Below are 16,020 nucleotides of genomic sequence, written 5' to 3'. Positions count from 1 at the left end.
GGCGTTATGTTTCAAGCATTATTTTTAAAAAACCAACAATTTCGCACGATTGCGGTCAGTCGGGCGTTTCAGGCGTTTGGTGCAACGCTGTTCACGTACGCATTTTTGGTGTACGCAGCAGAATTACCGCATGCCAAGTTAGCGGTGTCGGTTATTAGTGTGGTGCTGGCGTTGCCCAGTATGTTGCAATTTTTCTTTGGTGCAATCGCTGGTCGGGTGACGCAACGAATTCAATGGATTTTAACTACCCGTTTAATTGAAATCGCAGGCTATGTGGTCATTGCGGTAGTCTTTGCTACGACTACGCCAGGCTGGTTGCCACTATTAATCATTTTGCCGTTTTTGGTGTTGAGTGATGTGATTAGCAACGTGGCCGGGTTGGTTTTGCAGCCGTTAATCAAGCATCTTGTGGTGGATGAACACTTGGAAGCGGCGAACGGGTATATGATGGCGATTAATAATATACTAGCGATGGTTGGTGGTGTGATTGGGGTTAGTTTGCTGGCGCTCGTGCATCATAATTTCACTATTTTTGCGTTATTGAACGGTGGCTTCTTTCTATTATCATGGGTGAATCTGTTTATTGGGCGCCGGCAATTATTGGTCACGGACCGACAGTTTTCCGATCTCGTTAAACCGGCCGATACACACCTGCGTGCGATGATGGTAGCTGGCTTTGCGGTGGTGAAGCAAGATGCGATGATGGTTTACATCATTAGTATGGCGGGCCTGGTTAATTTATTGGGAAATGCCGCGCAAGGGTTGCTACAACTGTCGGTACTGGCTAATAAGCAAATGTGGCATGGTGGTTACGGGACAACGTTGGCGCTGATCGATGCTGGCATCGGTGTCGGTATCGTTGCTGGTTCGTCCTTGTTTAATGGCTATTTGCATAAAATCAAATTACCAAGTTTGGTGAACGTGGTATTAATGATGATGGTGATTAATGCACTAGCGGTATTGTTCCTACCCCGGTTCGGTCTATTAATTGTGATTAATTTTCTGCTTGGTTTCGCAATGGGCAAATTAAATCCCAAGTATGGCGCCCTGGTCACACGTATTGTACCGGAAGAACACTTAACAACCGTTGCTGGATTGTTGGGAACGTTTGAAATGATAGGTGTGCCATTGGGTCAAGTGGTTTTCTTAGGAATTGCGAATATCTTCTCAACTACAATCGCATGGTACGGTATTGTGGGGCTGGGGGTTATCCTAATCGGCTATTCCGTTAAGATGATGCGACGAACAGCCACCATCAATTGATAACTATCCGTTTTCTAATTATACTAATTTAATATTAATAAAACTGTTGACCGAGTTGTTTTTACGGCGTATTATCAACCCTGAAGAGGTTTGACTAGCCTCTGCTAATGGCGTGAAAACCGCGGTTAGTAAAAAGCGCCCTGACCTTCCCGTTTCCAGGCGCTTTTTTCGTCTGTTGACGAGTGCGTGATAAAACGATAGGGTGTTAGGGAGAGGGAAAGTGTTTTAAGGGAGCAATACTATGGAATTTTATAAGCCAGTCAATCATACTGATGATGAAATCAAGGACTTGCTTGCCCAACCAGGCAAGCAAGTGATGTTCTTACAAGCCGATTGGTGTGGTGATTGTAAGGCAATTAAGCCATTTGTCAAAGATATTAAAGAAGCCGTTGAAAATGCGGGCGCTAGCTGGTTCGATGCCGATCGTGATGCCAATTTGGCAATCGCTCAAGAGCAAGGCTTAATGGGAATTCCAGCCTTTGTCTTGTTTGAGGGTGGCGAACAAGTAGCGCACATTGGTAACGGTGAGCGATTGAACCCAAATGATGTTTTGGCATGGGTAACTAAAAATATTGCTTAAAATTAGATGAACATTTTCTCATATTAGTGTTGACATTCTAATTTGGGGCGTGTAATATACAGTTCATCAAGTTAAGACATAAATTCGTTGATGAGAAGAGTAGTGTTACGAACTGATTCAGAAAGCGGCTGGTTGATGAGAAGTCGTTCTGTTCAAGACATGAAGATGAGCTCGGAGAAATGGTGATGGTGCAAGCTGTTACCACGGCAGGAACCGTTATCTTCCCTGGTTTATCCGCTTGAGTGCGGCGAACTGTAGAGGTGTATTTGGTGACAAATACATAAATTAGGGTGGTAACACGATGAAGTCGTCCCTAGTCAGACATTTTAGTCTGGCTAGGGACGACTTTTTCTTTTTATCCGCGAATTTATGAGTTGTTAAGAAGATAGATTATTTGATTAAAGTGAGGATATATATTATGGCTATTGAGATTACACGTGCAGAAGCAGATACCTTGGTAAAGACACCTTTGATTTCACAATTGTTGATTGAGTGGATTAAGGGTGAAGAATCAGAAAAGTTCCCATTGGCCAACTTGGCGAATGCGGCGGCTATTTTGCAAGAAAACTTGAAGCAAGTTAACTGGGCCGGTTTTTACTTGTACGATGAGAAGATTGATGAATTAATCTTGGGACCTTTCGTTGGAAAGGCTGCGGTTGTTCGCATTAAGCCTGGTTCAGGTGTGGTTGGCGATGCCTTTAGCAAGCAAGAGACGATTCGTGTCGCCGATGTGCACGTCTTCGACGGTCACATCGCTTGCGATCCTGCTTCAAATGCTGAAATTGTTGTGCCATTGACGACAGCTTCAGGTAAGCGTTTGGGTGTCTTGGATATCGACTCAACGGCCTTTAACCGTTTTGGCATTAAGGAACAAGCTGAAATCGAGCACTTTACTAAGATTTTGTTGCAATACATCTAAGCCAAACTTGCTAGACAAGACTGGTATGATAGAACTACAAAATTAAAAAACGTAGGAGATAGAAATGGCTGAAACATTGCATTATGACGTTGCCATCATTGGTGCTGGACCAGCAGGACTCGCTGCCGCGGAAGATATTGTGGCCGCTGGTAAGACGGTTGCCTTGATTGAAAAGTACCTCTGGGGTGGCACTTGCCCAAACTATGGTTGTGACCCTAAGAAAATCCTTTTGGCCGCGGTTGAAGCGAAAGAACACGTTGAGTTTCTGAGCGGTGACGGTGTCGATGGTCAAGTGGCGATTAACTGGGAATCATTGATGGGCCGTAAGATGCGCTTTACGGAAGCAATTCCTGAAAAGACAGTGCACTCATTGGATGCAAATGGGATTGCGCACGTTTATGGGGCAGCCCACTTCATCAACTCAGATACAGTTGTTGTGCATGGGGATGAAGACATTGAAGTACAAGCAACCGACTGGATTTTGACGGTTGGGCAACGTCCAGCTGAGTTGGATATTCCTGGGGCTGAGCTAACGATTGATTCAGAGACGTTCTTGAGTTTGCCTGCAATGCCAGAAGACGTTGTGATTATCGGTGGTGGTTATATCGCGGTTGAATTTGCGTCAATTGCGGCCGCTGCTGGGGCACAAGTGCACTTGGTGGTGCGTGGTAGTGAGTTATTGACTGGTTTCGATGAAGCTTTCGTTGATACGCTACTTGATCAATTAGATGATCGTGGCATTCGGGTGTACTTCAACACAGAAGTGACTGAAGTTGCTAAGACTGATGACGGGCTGAACGCCACATTGAGTTTTGGTAGTACGTTGCCAACAAAATTGGTTTTGCGCGCAGTAGGTCGTGTGGGTAACAATGACACGTTGGCCTTGGAGAATGCTGGGGTTGAAGATGATATTCACGGGATTAACGTGGACGAATTCTTGCGGACGTCAAATCCACACATTTACGCGGCGGGTGACGTTGCCAATACAAGCCGACCACGGATTACAACGGTGGGTTACTACGAAGCACGTTACGCAGCTTCAGTGATTTTGGGTCATGACGAGCCAATTACGTATCCGGCTGTGCCAGTTGTTGTATACGGGACGCCTAAGTTAGCAGCTGTTGGCGTACCAACGCAATACGCTGAGGCGGATGGCTATTCAGTTCGTGATATCGATATGACCAACTGGTTTACGTATTACCGAACAGGTGAGCCAGCTGCCCGGGCCAAGGTTGTCTTGGACGCAAATAAGAAGTTGGTTGGTGCCACGGTTTTGAGTGCGCATGCCGATGAGTTGATTAATTACTTTACTGAAGCGATTAATAACAAAGATGGTTACCAAGCGATTCGTGATCGTTTGTATGCCTACCCAACGCCGGCGTCAGACTTAGAATACTTCTTCTAAAGCTTACTTTTGAGGCTGAGACAGTGAATGCTGTCCCAGTCTCTTTTTTGTTTCAAATTTGTGACAAATTTAGAGAACAAAAATAGATTAATCATGATAATCTGTAAGTAGCAGGATAATGGATGGGGTTCAGATTAATGAGAAAAGGGATGCTGTGTCTGTTGGTGAGTCTGGTGGGGGCAATGTCTGTACCAATGACAGCATCAGCAGATACGTTATGGGCGATTGGTGATTCCACTGCGGTTGGTTGGGATGGCCATAAAATTGTAACGGCGCCGTATCCGTTGGTGGCAGCGGATAAGTTACATGTGACGGCGCACAATGAATATTCGGTTTCGGGCGCGATGATTTCAGGACATTCGACGTATCAACGTGATTTTTCAGCAACAACGCAACTAATTAGCAAGGACAAGGCGTTTAAAAAAGCCAATCTTGTGTTGATAGGGTTAGGTATCAATGATTATTTGCACAGTGACAATGCATTACCAGTTGTGATTGGGACGTTGCAGAATAATGTACGCCAATTAAAGGCCTTAGCACCACGGGCGAAGTTTTATGCGTTGATGCCACAAGGAACATGGGAAGACGGGGATACGCTCAACACGATTCGTCTAGGTGGCTATAGTTATTTGCAAGAGAAACAAGCGTTGTTGTTGGCATATCAACAGTTAGGTGTTAAGCCGATTAATGCCCGCGTGGTTAATAATTTTAACTACCATAAAGAGTTAGGTGATCATACGACGCATCCAACTCAGGCCGCATATTATAAGATCGGTGAGGCTGTTGCCAAGCAAATTGCGGGGGACGGTTACAAGGCTAAAACATATACTGGCTGGCGGGACAAACGCTATTACATTGCCGATAAGTTAGCGAATGGGTTGCAAACAACGGTCGCGGGTTATCGTTATTTTGATGATGGTGTTGCGCTAAAAAGTCGGTGGTTAAAGCGGAACGGCAAAACCTATTATTTAGCTAAAAATGGCGTGCCTGCCCAGGGAAATATTCTAATTGATCACAAAGTATATGCGATTTCAACAACCAGTAACGGGTCAAACCAGTTAACAAATACCTTTGCTTCACGTGGCCTAGTTAAGGATGCTTATGTCATGGTTAAGGATGTGACGGGGCGCAAGGTTGGCTGGCGTTGGATTAAAGATGGTCGACCCTATACTGGGAAAAAGACGGTTCATTATAAAGTGTATACCTATAAAAATGGTATTCGCCAAGCAGCCACGGCTGGCTTACCAATCAAGTAATGACGAACGATTTTTATTCTGTTGAAAATAATGTTTGCATTTTCTGGTAAGTTTGCTATAGTAAGTAACAATTAAATATGACGTAATCACTATCGGTATAATTGCTGGAGAATGGCCAGCGAGTTCCTACCTGTTTCCCGAGAGACAGACTACTGATAGTGTTTTAAACGATATTCGTGCACCCATTCTGCATGCTTTTTAAGCGTGAGAGTGGGTGCTTTTTTCGTTAGTTAACCTGTTGGGGGTAGTGGTTGCGACACACATGGAGGGGTTATTTATTATGGAAGCTGTCGCAGGTGTTAAAGCCGAACCGGTCGTGAAGACTAATAAACTACAAGCGCTAGTGTTGGGCTTGCAACACGTGTTAGCCATGTATTCTGGGGGTATTCTAGTACCGTTGTTAATCGGGGCAGCACTGCACTTTACACCACAACAAATGGCGTACTTGATTTCGGCGGATATCTTTATGACAGGAATTGGTACATTGCTACAGCTAAAGAGTACGCGCCTCACTGGTATCGCGATGCCAGTTGTGTTAGGTTCGGCGATTCAGTCGGTGTCCCCCTTGATTAATATAGGTGGCACGTTGGGTATCGGTGCGATGTATGGTGCGACCATTTCAGCGGGGGTCTTCGTATTTTTGATTGCGGGCCTATTTGCGCGATTACGTGAATTTTTTCCGCCAGTTGTTACGGGATCTTTGATTACGGTGATTGGGTTTGCGTTGATTCCAGTTGGTATTCAAAATTTAGGTGGCGGAGATGTCGCTGCCAAATCATTCGGTAGTCCAGCAAACCTAGCAATTGGTACGTTTACGATTGCAATTATTGTCCTCGTTAGTTTGTTAGCGAAAGGCTTTACCAAGGCCATTTCAATTCTATTGGGAATTGTGCTGGGGACCGCTTTTGCCGCAATTTTGGGTAAAGTATCGTTAGCACCCGTTGCGGCAGCGTCATGGTTCCATTTACCAACGCCTTTTTTCTTGGGTGTGCCAACGTTCCATTCTTCAGCGATTATTACGATGATTATCATTGCGTTGACCTCAATGATTGAGTCAACCGGTGTGTACTTCGCGTTAGCTGATTTAACGGGACGCAAGCTAACAAATCAAGACATGGCAAAGGGATATCGCGCTGAAGGGTTAGCCGTGGTGCTATCTGGTTTGTTTAACACCTTTCCATATTCAACGTTTTCACAAAATGTTGGTGTGGTGCGCTTATCAGGCGTTAAGACGAAACAACCTATTTACTACGCTGCAGTTATTTTGATTTTAATTGGTTTGTTACCAAAGTTTGGTGCACTGGCGACGATTATTCCAACATCTGTGTTGGGCGGGGCCATGATTGTCTTGTTTGGTACGATTGGTATCCAGGGAACGACCATTTTGCGCACGGTTGATTTTGGTAAGGAACGCAATTTAATGATTGCAGCCATTTCAATTGGGGCCGGCATTGGTGTCACCGTGTATCCACAAATTTTCCAACAATTACCAGAATTAATTCGTTTAGTGATTGAGAACGCCGTTGTTGTCACATCCGTGTTGGCAGTGTTCTTAAATATTGTTTTACCAGGTCGTGAAAAAGGGGAAGTCACAGCATCATGAAGTTATTAGAAGAACGTATTCAAACAGACGGTCGCGTATTGGGGACTGAAGTGTTGAAAGTTGATAATTTTTTAAATCATCAAGTGGATCCAGCGCTTATGCAAGCTATGGGGAATGAATTTGCCCGGTTATTTGCAACAGAAAAAATCGATAAAGTACTGACAGTTGAATCATCTGGCATTGCGCCGGCTGTTTTTGCAGCGTTGGCCTTAAACGTGCCAATGGTGTTTGCTCGTAAGAAGCAGTCGTTAACGCTCTCAGGAGATCACTACGTAGCTGATGTTTACTCGTTTACCAAGCAAGAGACGAACCATATTTTGGTTGATAAGCGCTTTATCCAACCGGGCGAACGCTTGTTGTTGATTGATGACTTCTTGGCGAACGGTCAAGCGGTAGCGGGGATGCTCCAAATTGCGTCTGACGCAGGTGCCACAGTGGTTGGGGCCGGTATTGTTATCGAAAAGACTTTCCAAAAGGGCCGCGCGCTGCTAGATGAACAAGGTGTGCGCGTTGAGTCCTTGGCCCGCATCGCAGCTTTCGAAAATGGTCAGGTGGTTTTTGCGGATGAGTCACCTGTTGCTAATTAACATTCGAATAATAATTTCATTGGTTGTTCATAGTGTTTTAAGATAAATAAGAGTAGACTGAAACTATACTATGGAGGTGAAAACATGGCACAAATTAATTTGGGTGGCTCAGGACTTATGGTTCCTGATGTAGCCCTTGGTGTAATGCGTATCGCGGACAAGTCTGCAGCTGAAGCACAAGCTTTGGTTGAAAAGGCAATGGAAAAGGGCGTGAACTTCTTTGATACGGCTGACATTTATGCAGCTGGTCAAAGCTCAGTTGTCCTTGGTCAAGCTTTGAAGGACGCCGGTATTGCGCGTGAAGACATCATCTTGCAATCAAAGGGTGGCATCATCTTGGAAGATGGTCAAATCTCTGGTGATGGTTGGAAGGGTCCTCGTTACGACTTTTCAAAGTCACACTTGATTTCAGCTGTTGATGAAGAGTTGAAGCGTCTACAAACGGACTATTTGGATGTCTTCTTGTTGCACCGCCCAGACACGTTGATGGATCCTGAACAAGTTGCGGCAGCTTTTGATGAGTTGCAAGCGGCTGGTAAGGTTAAGCACTTCGGAACGTCAAACATGAACCCATGGCAAGTCGAATTGGTTCAAGCTTCTTTGAACCAAAAGTTGGTTGCGAACCAATTGCAATTCGGTATTATGCACACGGGTATGGTTGATTCAGAATTGCACGTGAACATGTCAGATGAGCGTTCATTTGATCACGACGGTGGCATTTTGGCCTACTCACGTTTGAAGAACATGACGATTCAAGCGTGGTCACCATTCCAATATGGTTTCTTTGAAGGACCATTTATCGACAACGATAAGTTCCCAGTCTTGAACCAAAAGTTGCAAGAATTGGCTGATAAGTACGGTGTAACGAAGAACACGATTGCCGTGGCCTTCATTTTGCACCACCCAGCTAAGATGCAAGTTGTTTTGGGTTCAATGAATGTGAACCGTTTGGACGAAATGATGGACGGCGACAAGGTAACGTTGACGAACCAAGAATGGTACGACATCTACTTTGCAGCCGGCAATGATTTGCCATAAACAGCGTTAAAAAATGAGCGTCACTGCTTTTGCGGTGACGCTCATTTGCGTTTATGTGTCGTGCTAGCGCACGAGCAACAGGTTCGGCTGGCATCCTGCGCCTTTGTTCAAAAACTCGGCAACCGAATGGCGCGGACGCCATTCAGCGGGGCAAGTAATTCCCCCTAAATCCTCAAGTGCTGTGTGGACTTTTCTGAATAGCGCCGGCCATGCGGCATGTTGCCGATTTTTGAACGCTCCGGATACCAGCCGAACCTGTTGCAGCTACCGAGAGATTCTCTGTTATTTGGGATCTTCAGAGTGTTGCCAATAGCAGATTATAACGCAAAAAAGCACCGCGTGATGCGGTGCTTTTGTTGTTAGAACATTAACATAATGGCACCGGCAATTCCGACGAGCAGACCGTAAACCAGGGCTGGAATAGCAGTTTTACGTAAGATTGCACCTTCTTGACCGGCCAGGCCGACCACGGCACTGGCTGCAACAATGTTGTGTACACAAATCATATTGCCGGCTGCCGCACCAATGACTTGCAAAGCTAAAATAATGGGCTTGGCAAGATGGGCATTGGCTGCGACGTCAGCTTGAATTGGCGAGAAAGTCAAGGTTGAAACGGTTGCACTTCCCGTGATGAAAGCACCGAGTTCCCCTAAGAAAGGTGCCACGAATACCCACACACCAGCCATATGTTGTGACACGGTTTTGGCGATATAAGTTGGCATTGACGGTAAGTTCATGCCGTTGGTGCCGGAATTCGAGAATACTTGTACCATAATCAAGGTCACCATCAACGTCACACCAGTGCCAACCATCGAGGCTAGCACCGACTTGGCCGCTGGCACAAAAGGTTTCAACGTTCGGGCTTGCACCAAGAGGGCGATAGCCGCAGCTAATGTCAAAATGAAGCCAGGCGAGTAAAGGACCGGCCAGTCGGAGCTAATCCCTTTAATCCCTAGGATGTTAACCCAGCCAAAATCGATGGCGTTGGTCATGAAATGCTTTAGCCAACCAATGGTACGTGATAGTAAGAGCAGTACAACAACAATCAAGTAAGGCGACCAAGCTGTCAGCAACGACATATGACTTGATGCGTGTTGCATCGTTTCTTCATCATTTTGCACACCATCGCCGGTAAAATTCGCACCCTTCCAAGGATTGGTGAAGACGGTTGTTGGCAATAAGATGCGATATTTGAGTGTTAACACAGCAATGATCAAAACGGTTAATGGTGTGAGAATCGACACGAACTCATAACCAATTGTGTGGGCGTAAAGCCAGGCGAAAACGTTATAAACCAAGCCAATTAATAATGCCCATGGCGTAATTTCTAGCCACGATTTGATCGACTTTTTGCCTCGATTGAAGAACGTAACGAGCAGCATAACCAACATCAAAGGCATGAATGTTCCACCAAACAAATCGATGGTAGTCATCGTACCGGCAATATTGTTCATGAAGTCAGCAACATTTGCTGGGGCGACGTTACTCAACCCGACGGTTAGTGGCGTCCCAACGGCACCGTATGCAGCTGATGTTGAATCAGCGACTAAGGCTAAGGTAACGCCCGCAATTGGTGTGAACCCTAAAGCGATTAGTAAGGGTGCTGTGACCATTGCAGGTGTCCCAAAACCAGATACACCTTCAATCAAACCACCAAATAAATAGGCAATTAAGACTGCTAAAATACGCATATCAGCGGTTAACGATTCGAACCCGGCGTTAATCCGTGTGATAGCGCCGGTGTGGCGTAAAACGTGTAGCATCATCAAGGCCCCAAACAAAATCCAAAGAATTGGGAATGTTTTGTGAATGCCTTGTAGGATAGAGGCAAACATCACATTGTTTGGCATTTGCCAGATGAACCAGCCGGCTAAGGTGACGACGAGCGCACTGATAGCCATCCCTTTTAGTGCCGGCATGTTGAACACGGCCAACAGAATAAGCGGCAGAATAACTGCCAGAAGTGCAATAAATAGCATAGAACCCCCAAAGTTCGCAATTGAAATAGATGTCTCTTGTAGTCTACATGAAGAACTTCACAAATAAAGGGTTTCTATATTTTTTATTTGTTACACGAGTTTTAGATAAGACGTATCAGTTGATTTCGTGATAGTATCTGGGATAAGTGGCAGTATCAGGTGAGATGATGGTGTGAGAGATGAAATGGATGCATGATAAGCAGGATCGGAATAAATTAAAGTTATTTCGATACATGCGAACACGTGGGGAAGCCCCGGTACTCCAGGTAATGGAAGACCTGGATATGTCACGCTATATTGTGTTATCAACAACACAACAATTAGCGATTGATATTGAGATGATTACAGGTATGACGGACGGCATTTTGATTGAAGGTGGATCAGATGTTCGTTTTAGTGTGCCAGCAACGGTGTTAGATTGGGAATCGTTAGGACTACACTATCTTATGACGTCGATTCGCGGCCGAATGGTACACGAATTATTTCATGAGCAAGTGACGTCGTGGGAAGAATTTGCCTTTGACGTTGATGTGTCGGTCCCCAAGATGTACAAGGAACGCGCGCAAGTCGCTGAAGATTTAGCACGTGAAGGAATCCGAATTTCGCGAGATTACAAATTAGTCGGGAATGAAGAACACATTCGGTTATTCAAATTCGAGATGTTAACTTATTACAATGGTCGGCGAGATTCACCATTTCCGATCGATGTGCAGGAACAAGCGCGCGAAGTGGTGAATGAAATCATTGTGCCGGAGTGTGGCACGTTGCGTGAAACACAATTGGTAGGGTTGCGCCATCTGTATGCAATTTGGTGGTCGCGTTTTAGACAGCGTCATTTTGTGTCGACAGGGTTTACGAATCGCTTTTTAAAGCCAACTGCTGAGTTATCTGATCGTAGTCGACGCCTCATCCATTTACTGATGGAACGGATGAGTGACACACCTGACTTGCCGGTTGAAACAGCCGCAAGTGAGGCACGGTTTATCATTCTAACCATGCATACGTTGGGACTTTTCCCGCCGGAGCAAATGATGACCGACGTGACAGATTCAGTCATCCAGTACTGGCATCATTTTGAACGGGCTTTGAAAGAAAGTTATTACTGTCTCTTCATGCTTCGGGCCGATCAAGTTGATATTCGGTCCGTCACGCGCGTGCTTGAACCTGAAATTTTACGGTTCTTTGTCTTCCCATATGTGGGAGAAGAAGATTATGAGTACATGACGAATGTTGCTGACATTGCACCGGAATATCCGTTGGCCTATGAGTTCTCTAAGGATGTCATGCGCCACTTTAGTGAGTTTACGGGAGTGCCGGCGCGTGATTTGGATAACTTTATGTTGCCAGATTTGATTGCGACAGTGATGGGTTATCCTAATTTTTATCGGGCAATTCCAGCAGTTAACATCACGATTGACTTTGGCGGCCATCACGGCATCGAAGAAGTGATGGCAATGTCGCTGAATGGCTTGCCAGGTTATAAAATTCAAATTAACCATGTTCTATCTGAATATACAGATATTTTGGTAACGGACGCTCCCCAGCCTAAGGATGAACCTTATACGGCGCTCATTTGGCGGGGAATTGGAACGCCAGGGCAAATGACAGAGCTCTTACAGGAAATTAATCGCGTTAAGATGAAGAAGTTCAATGCTTGGCGAGATAATAACAAACATAAATAATAGTAGCGAAACAACACAACACCGTGTTAGTTTCGCTTTTTATTTTAGCGAAACAAGTGCGTGAAACCGTTTACAAAATATAAGCGACGCGTTACAATGTATTTGTTAATTAAATCACATGCAAAGAAAAGAAGGCATTTATCATGGCTGAAAAAGTAGCAATTGTAACTGGTGGTGGACAAGGTATCGGTGAAGGTATCGCATTGCGGCTAGCCCAAGATGGTTATGCAGTCATTGTTAACGGACGCACCCAAACTAAATTGGACAACGTGGTTAATAAGATTGTTGCAGCTGGGGGCGAAGCGACAACCTTTGCGGGGGATGTACAACAAAAGTCAGTTAATGAAGAAATGGTGCAATTAGCATTGACTAAGTATGGCCGTTTAGACGTCTTCGTAGCCAATGCTGGTATTGATTGGGTTGATACAATCGAAGAGACGCCAGAAGAACAAGTTGATAATGTCTTCAATATTAACTTAAAGTCACAAGTCTGGGCTTTACAAACGGCACCGGCCGCTATGCGTAAGAATGGTAAGCAAGGCGGTTCAATTGTATTGGCTTCATCAATTGCGGGGATGGAAGGTTTTGAGATGTTGGGGATTTACTCGGCAACCAAGTTTGCTACCCGGGGTCTGGTGCAAGCAGCGGCAAAAGAGTTGGCGACCGACAATATCCGTGTAAATGCCTATAATCCAGGAATCGTCTTAACGCCAATGTGGGATCAAATTGATGCCCGTTTTGCTGAACGCAAGAATGTTGCCATTGGCGAAACACGCCAAGCGTTTATTGATGGTATTTTACTTGGTCGTGGTGAAGAACCTGATGATATTGCTAAGTACGTGTCATTCTTGGTGTCTGACCAAGCCGATTACATCACTGGCCAATCGTTAGCTGTTGATGGTGGTGTGAAGTTCCAATAAAATAGTTATGAAACCGGTTTTGTGCGCTGCACAAAGCCGGTTTTTCAGTTGCGGGATGATAGTGGGTGTACAATGAAGGTACTGAAAATAACGAGGTGAATGAACATGAAGATTGGATTCATCGGTACCGGTGTCATGGGGCGCGGTATCATTAATAACTTATTGCAAGCAAATTATGAAGTGGTTGTTTTCAATCGCACGAAAGCACATGCCCAATCAGTCTTGGATAATGGTGCCACTTGGGCAGACTCACCAAAGGAAATCGCTGAAGCAGCAGACTTGGTGATTACCATGGTTGGCTATCCCAAGGATGTGGAAGAACAATATTATGGTGATAATGGGTTGTTTGCTGGCTCACACGCCGGTCAAATCTTTGTTGATATGACGACGTCAACGCCAACGTTGGCTGAACAATTGGCCGTTGATGGTGAGAAGTATGATGTTAAGGTACTTGATGCCCCGGTTTCTGGTGGTGATGTTGGTGCTAAGAATGGTACGTTGACCATTATGGCTGGTGGTGATGAAGCGGCGTACGACAGTTTGCAACCAATCTTTGATGTGATTTCAAAGGCAGCTAACCGCTTTGGTGTGGCTGGTCGAGGTCAACACACTAAGATGGCCAATCAAATTATGATTGCCGCGACAATGTTGGGTATGTCAGAAATGATGGTTTATGCAAAGGCGGCTGACCTAGATGTGGCTAAAGTAATGGCAACTTTGTCAGCTGGTGGCGCCCAAAACTGGTCATTGGATAACTATGGCCCCCGCGTTTTGGCAGGCGATTTTGAACCTGGCTTCTATGCAAAGCACCTATTGAAGGATTTGCGCATTGCGTTGGACGAAGCGGCCAAGATGAATCTATCTTTGCCAGCAACTGATTTGGCTGAGGCCTTATATACCAAGCTTGTTGAGCAAAAGAACCTTGGTGATGAAGGGACACAAGCACTGGTTAAGTTGTGGGCGCAATTTGCATAATGTCCTAAATTTGAGTGAAATAAGACAGGTTTCGCACTTTTTGTAAGTGCGAAACCTGTTTTTTAGTGTCTATGGTTCAATTTGAGGAGATATTAAAAAATCAGCCAATTATTCGTTAAGATAAAAACATCAAGAAATGACGTGGAGGCAAATAGGCATGACGATTGGACGCATATATTCAGATTTAAAGGCAATGTTTGAGCTTTTAGCTTGGATTACGTTCATTTTTGTGTTGTTTGTTTTGTCTTCACGTTATTTGTACGGGATGGATTACAGCATCTTTTTACCATTGGTTGTGATGTTGTACGCTGGCGTATGGGTTGGCTTGTCAGTCGCTTTAGTTTTGACATGGATTTTCAGTGCCGGAACTGCAAAGCAAGCGACTCAGACGACGAAGTAGTAGTGACGAACTGGCTAGATTTCGATGAAAAATCTGGCCAGTTTTGCTTTGATTTAGAAACTATAGGGCGCATTTCCTTTTCAACACTGCTATAATCACTTGTATAAAGTACGAGAATACGGAGAGTGGAAAGATGATTGGACGGAAGTTGTGGTCAAGTTTGGCCATAGTGACGGCTGCATTGGGGGCGCTTGGCGTGGCAAAGCCAGCGGCGGCAGCAGACTATAGTAATAACAATCCTGAAATGGGTGTCATGTTATCGAGTATTGAAGATGACACGGATACAAATAATTCAACATGGGAATTGAATACGAAGCCAGGTAAGGTGTTGCAAGGTTCAGTGTCTGTTCAAAATGCTTCAGACGCGGCAGCAAAATTCACAGTATCAATGGAACAAGCGCGCACAAACGATCAAGTGAATATCATGTATCTCTCAGGTGGAACGAATAAGTCACTTGATCCGAACATGAAGTTTTCTAACCTTGCCAAGGTTGATGGTAAAGACAACACAACAGTGACGGTTCCGGCTAAAACAACTGTGCAAGTGCCGATTACGTTAACGATGCCAGCAAAGGAATTTGATGGTTACGTGTTGGGTGCCGTGGTCGTTAACAAGGAATTGCCAAAGGGTTATAAAGTTGAAGGTGGTGTCACGAACCGTTTCGTTTATGTGAAGACGGTTCAAATCACAGAATCGATCGTCAACCCAACAGCGGTTTTGACGAATGACAAAAAGGGATTGGTTAAAGTTTCTGACGGGCGTCAAATTTTCCAATTGCCAATTCAAAATAATGTGCCAAGTTATATTGGTAACATGAGTTTGAAGGCTAAGGTTACCTACAAGAGTACTGGTGATACAGTTTTGACGGATAGTCAAAAAAATCGCTCAGTCGCACCTAATTCATCATTTACGTATCAGATTCCATCTGAACGGGTGATGAAGGCTGGTAAGTATCACTATGTTGTCACGATGACAAATGATAAGACGAAGAAGAGTTGGACGTTTAGTGATGACTTTACGGTCTCACGTGCATCAGCTACGAGCGTTGGTATCGGTCGATCAATTGCTTTTGTGCCAACTTGGATTTGGCAATTGCTAGCTTTGTTCCTTGTCTTAATCGGCTTCCTATTCTTCCTTTTGTGGAAGCGTCGCAAGGATGACGAAGATGAAGATGAGACAACCGCAAAATAATTTCAAAAATTGAAAAAAATATCAAGACGGAATCCTTGCAAAGGGGTTCCGTCTTTGCTTTGAGCTAAAAACGACCATTTTTGACGTGTTTTTTACTAACTTTTAAAAAATTAGCGAAAACAGGCCCAATTTAAGTACTTTTTGTAAGAGCCGTATAAATCGGAATTATACTAATTCATGTAATAAAGGAACTACTTAAAAAAGCCTAAGAAGCACAGAGA

14 protein-coding genes, 1 riboswitch and 1 other annotated feature are annotated in these 16,020 nt (G+C 44.7%); of the genes, 13 read left to right on the top strand and 1 reads right to left on the bottom strand.

The window, feature by feature from the left end; translation table 11 throughout:
- The first annotated feature begins 6 nt into the window (after positions 1-6).
- From ESE_RS0110895 to ESE_RS0110860, 8 genes are all read left to right on the top strand, one after another.
- Positions 7-1,263, top strand: a complete 1,257-nt coding sequence (locus ESE_RS0110895; protein WP_010375212.1) for an MFS transporter — start codon at positions 7-9, stop codon at positions 1,261-1,263.
- 241 nt (positions 1,264-1,504) lie between these two features.
- The gene (locus ESE_RS0110890; RefSeq protein WP_010375210.1) at positions 1,505-1,843 is read left to right on the top strand and encodes a thioredoxin family protein; all 339 of its coding nucleotides are present in this window, start codon (positions 1,505-1,507) and stop codon (positions 1,841-1,843) included.
- Between the two features lie 78 nt (positions 1,844-1,921).
- Positions 1,922-2,161: a binding site (T-box leader), on the top strand.
- A gap of 100 nt (positions 2,162-2,261) precedes the next feature.
- A complete protein-coding gene (locus ESE_RS0110885) occupies positions 2,262-2,762 on the top strand; it encodes a GAF domain-containing protein (protein ID WP_010375208.1) in 501 nt (166 codons plus the stop codon).
- 64 nt (positions 2,763-2,826) lie between these two features.
- On the top strand, positions 2,827-4,167 hold the full coding sequence (locus ESE_RS0110880; protein WP_010375206.1) for a dihydrolipoyl dehydrogenase family protein: 1,341 nt from the start codon (positions 2,827-2,829) through the stop codon (positions 4,165-4,167).
- A 194-nt stretch (positions 4,168-4,361) separates the two neighbouring features.
- Entirely contained in the window at positions 4,362-5,423 is a 1,062-nt protein-coding gene (locus ESE_RS0110875) for an SGNH/GDSL hydrolase family protein (protein WP_029237525.1), read from the top strand.
- 73 nt (positions 5,424-5,496) lie between these two features.
- Positions 5,497-5,595: riboswitch (purine riboswitch) on the top strand.
- 108 nt (positions 5,596-5,703) lie between these two features.
- Positions 5,704-7,026, top strand: coding sequence for a nucleobase:cation symporter-2 family protein (locus ESE_RS0110870; protein ID WP_010375203.1), 1,323 nt, complete (start codon positions 5,704-5,706; stop codon positions 7,024-7,026).
- Positions 7,023-7,613, top strand: coding sequence for a xanthine phosphoribosyltransferase (locus tag ESE_RS0110865; protein ID WP_010375202.1), 591 nt, complete (start codon positions 7,023-7,025; stop codon positions 7,611-7,613). Before ESE_RS0110870 ends, ESE_RS0110865 begins: the two co-directional genes overlap by 4 nt.
- Positions 7,614-7,697: 84 nt before the next feature.
- Positions 7,698-8,651, top strand: coding sequence for an aldo/keto reductase (locus ESE_RS0110860; protein ID WP_010375201.1), 954 nt, complete (start codon positions 7,698-7,700; stop codon positions 8,649-8,651).
- A 359-nt stretch (positions 8,652-9,010) separates the two neighbouring features.
- Here ESE_RS0110860 and ESE_RS0110855 read toward each other — a convergent pair whose 3' ends face one another.
- Complete coding sequence (locus ESE_RS0110855; RefSeq protein ID WP_010375200.1) at positions 9,011-10,630, bottom strand: L-lactate permease; 1,620 nt, start codon at positions 10,628-10,630, stop codon at positions 9,011-9,013.
- Between the two features lie 188 nt (positions 10,631-10,818).
- Here ESE_RS0110855 and ESE_RS0110850 point away from each other — a divergent pair, with 188 nt between their 5' ends.
- From ESE_RS0110850 to ESE_RS0110830, 5 genes are all read left to right on the top strand, one after another.
- Positions 10,819-12,312 (top strand): helix-turn-helix domain-containing protein, encoded by a 1,494-nt coding sequence (locus ESE_RS0110850; RefSeq protein WP_010375199.1) that lies wholly within the window; start codon positions 10,819-10,821, stop codon positions 12,310-12,312.
- 143 nt (positions 12,313-12,455) lie between these two features.
- Positions 12,456-13,232 (top strand): glucose 1-dehydrogenase, encoded by a 777-nt coding sequence (locus ESE_RS0110845; protein WP_010375198.1) that lies wholly within the window; start codon positions 12,456-12,458, stop codon positions 13,230-13,232.
- Between the two features lie 105 nt (positions 13,233-13,337).
- On the top strand, positions 13,338-14,207 hold the full coding sequence (locus tag ESE_RS0110840) for an NAD(P)-dependent oxidoreductase (protein WP_010375197.1): 870 nt from the start codon (positions 13,338-13,340) through the stop codon (positions 14,205-14,207).
- Between the two features lie 157 nt (positions 14,208-14,364).
- Entirely contained in the window at positions 14,365-14,607 is a 243-nt protein-coding gene (locus tag ESE_RS0110835) for a hypothetical protein (RefSeq protein WP_010375196.1), read from the top strand.
- Positions 14,608-14,740: 133 nt separating this feature from the next.
- Complete coding sequence (locus ESE_RS0110830) at positions 14,741-15,799, top strand: DUF3324 domain-containing protein (RefSeq protein ID WP_010375194.1); 1,059 nt, start codon at positions 14,741-14,743, stop codon at positions 15,797-15,799.
- Positions 15,800-16,020: the final 221 nt, after the last annotated feature.

Source organism: Weissella cibaria KACC 11862, assembly GCF_000193635.1.
Lineage (GTDB): Bacteria > Bacillota > Bacilli > Lactobacillales > Lactobacillaceae > Weissella > Weissella cibaria.
Note: the sequence above shows the minus strand (reverse complement) of the source record. Positions and strands in the feature narration are given on the sequence as shown.

What these genes read in the sequence shown, in the direction of transcription:
- ESE_RS0110895 (WP_010375212.1), top strand. Translation starts at nt 7, where the DNA reads ATGTTTCAAGCATTATTTTTAAAAAACCAACAATTTCGCACGATTGCG.
- ESE_RS0110890 (WP_010375210.1), top strand. Translation starts at nt 1,505, where the DNA reads ATGGAATTTTATAAGCCAGTCAATCATACTGATGATGAAATCAAGGAC.
- ESE_RS0110885 (WP_010375208.1), top strand. Translation starts at nt 2,262, where the DNA reads ATGGCTATTGAGATTACACGTGCAGAAGCAGATACCTTGGTAAAGACA.
- ESE_RS0110880 (WP_010375206.1), top strand. Translation starts at nt 2,827, where the DNA reads ATGGCTGAAACATTGCATTATGACGTTGCCATCATTGGTGCTGGACCA.
- ESE_RS0110875 (WP_029237525.1), top strand. Translation starts at nt 4,362, where the DNA reads ATGACAGCATCAGCAGATACGTTATGGGCGATTGGTGATTCCACTGCG.
- ESE_RS0110870 (WP_010375203.1), top strand. Translation starts at nt 5,704, where the DNA reads ATGGAAGCTGTCGCAGGTGTTAAAGCCGAACCGGTCGTGAAGACTAAT.
- ESE_RS0110865 (WP_010375202.1), top strand. Translation starts at nt 7,023, where the DNA reads ATGAAGTTATTAGAAGAACGTATTCAAACAGACGGTCGCGTATTGGGG.
- ESE_RS0110860 (WP_010375201.1), top strand. Translation starts at nt 7,698, where the DNA reads ATGGCACAAATTAATTTGGGTGGCTCAGGACTTATGGTTCCTGATGTA.
- ESE_RS0110855 (WP_010375200.1), bottom strand. Translation starts at nt 10,630, where the DNA reads ATGCTATTTATTGCACTTCTGGCAGTTATTCTGCCGCTTATTCTGTTG.
- ESE_RS0110850 (WP_010375199.1), top strand. Translation starts at nt 10,819, where the DNA reads ATGCATGATAAGCAGGATCGGAATAAATTAAAGTTATTTCGATACATG.
- ESE_RS0110845 (WP_010375198.1), top strand. Translation starts at nt 12,456, where the DNA reads ATGGCTGAAAAAGTAGCAATTGTAACTGGTGGTGGACAAGGTATCGGT.
- ESE_RS0110840 (WP_010375197.1), top strand. Translation starts at nt 13,338, where the DNA reads ATGAAGATTGGATTCATCGGTACCGGTGTCATGGGGCGCGGTATCATT.
- ESE_RS0110835 (WP_010375196.1), top strand. Translation starts at nt 14,365, where the DNA reads ATGACGATTGGACGCATATATTCAGATTTAAAGGCAATGTTTGAGCTT.
- ESE_RS0110830 (WP_010375194.1), top strand. Translation starts at nt 14,741, where the DNA reads ATGATTGGACGGAAGTTGTGGTCAAGTTTGGCCATAGTGACGGCTGCA.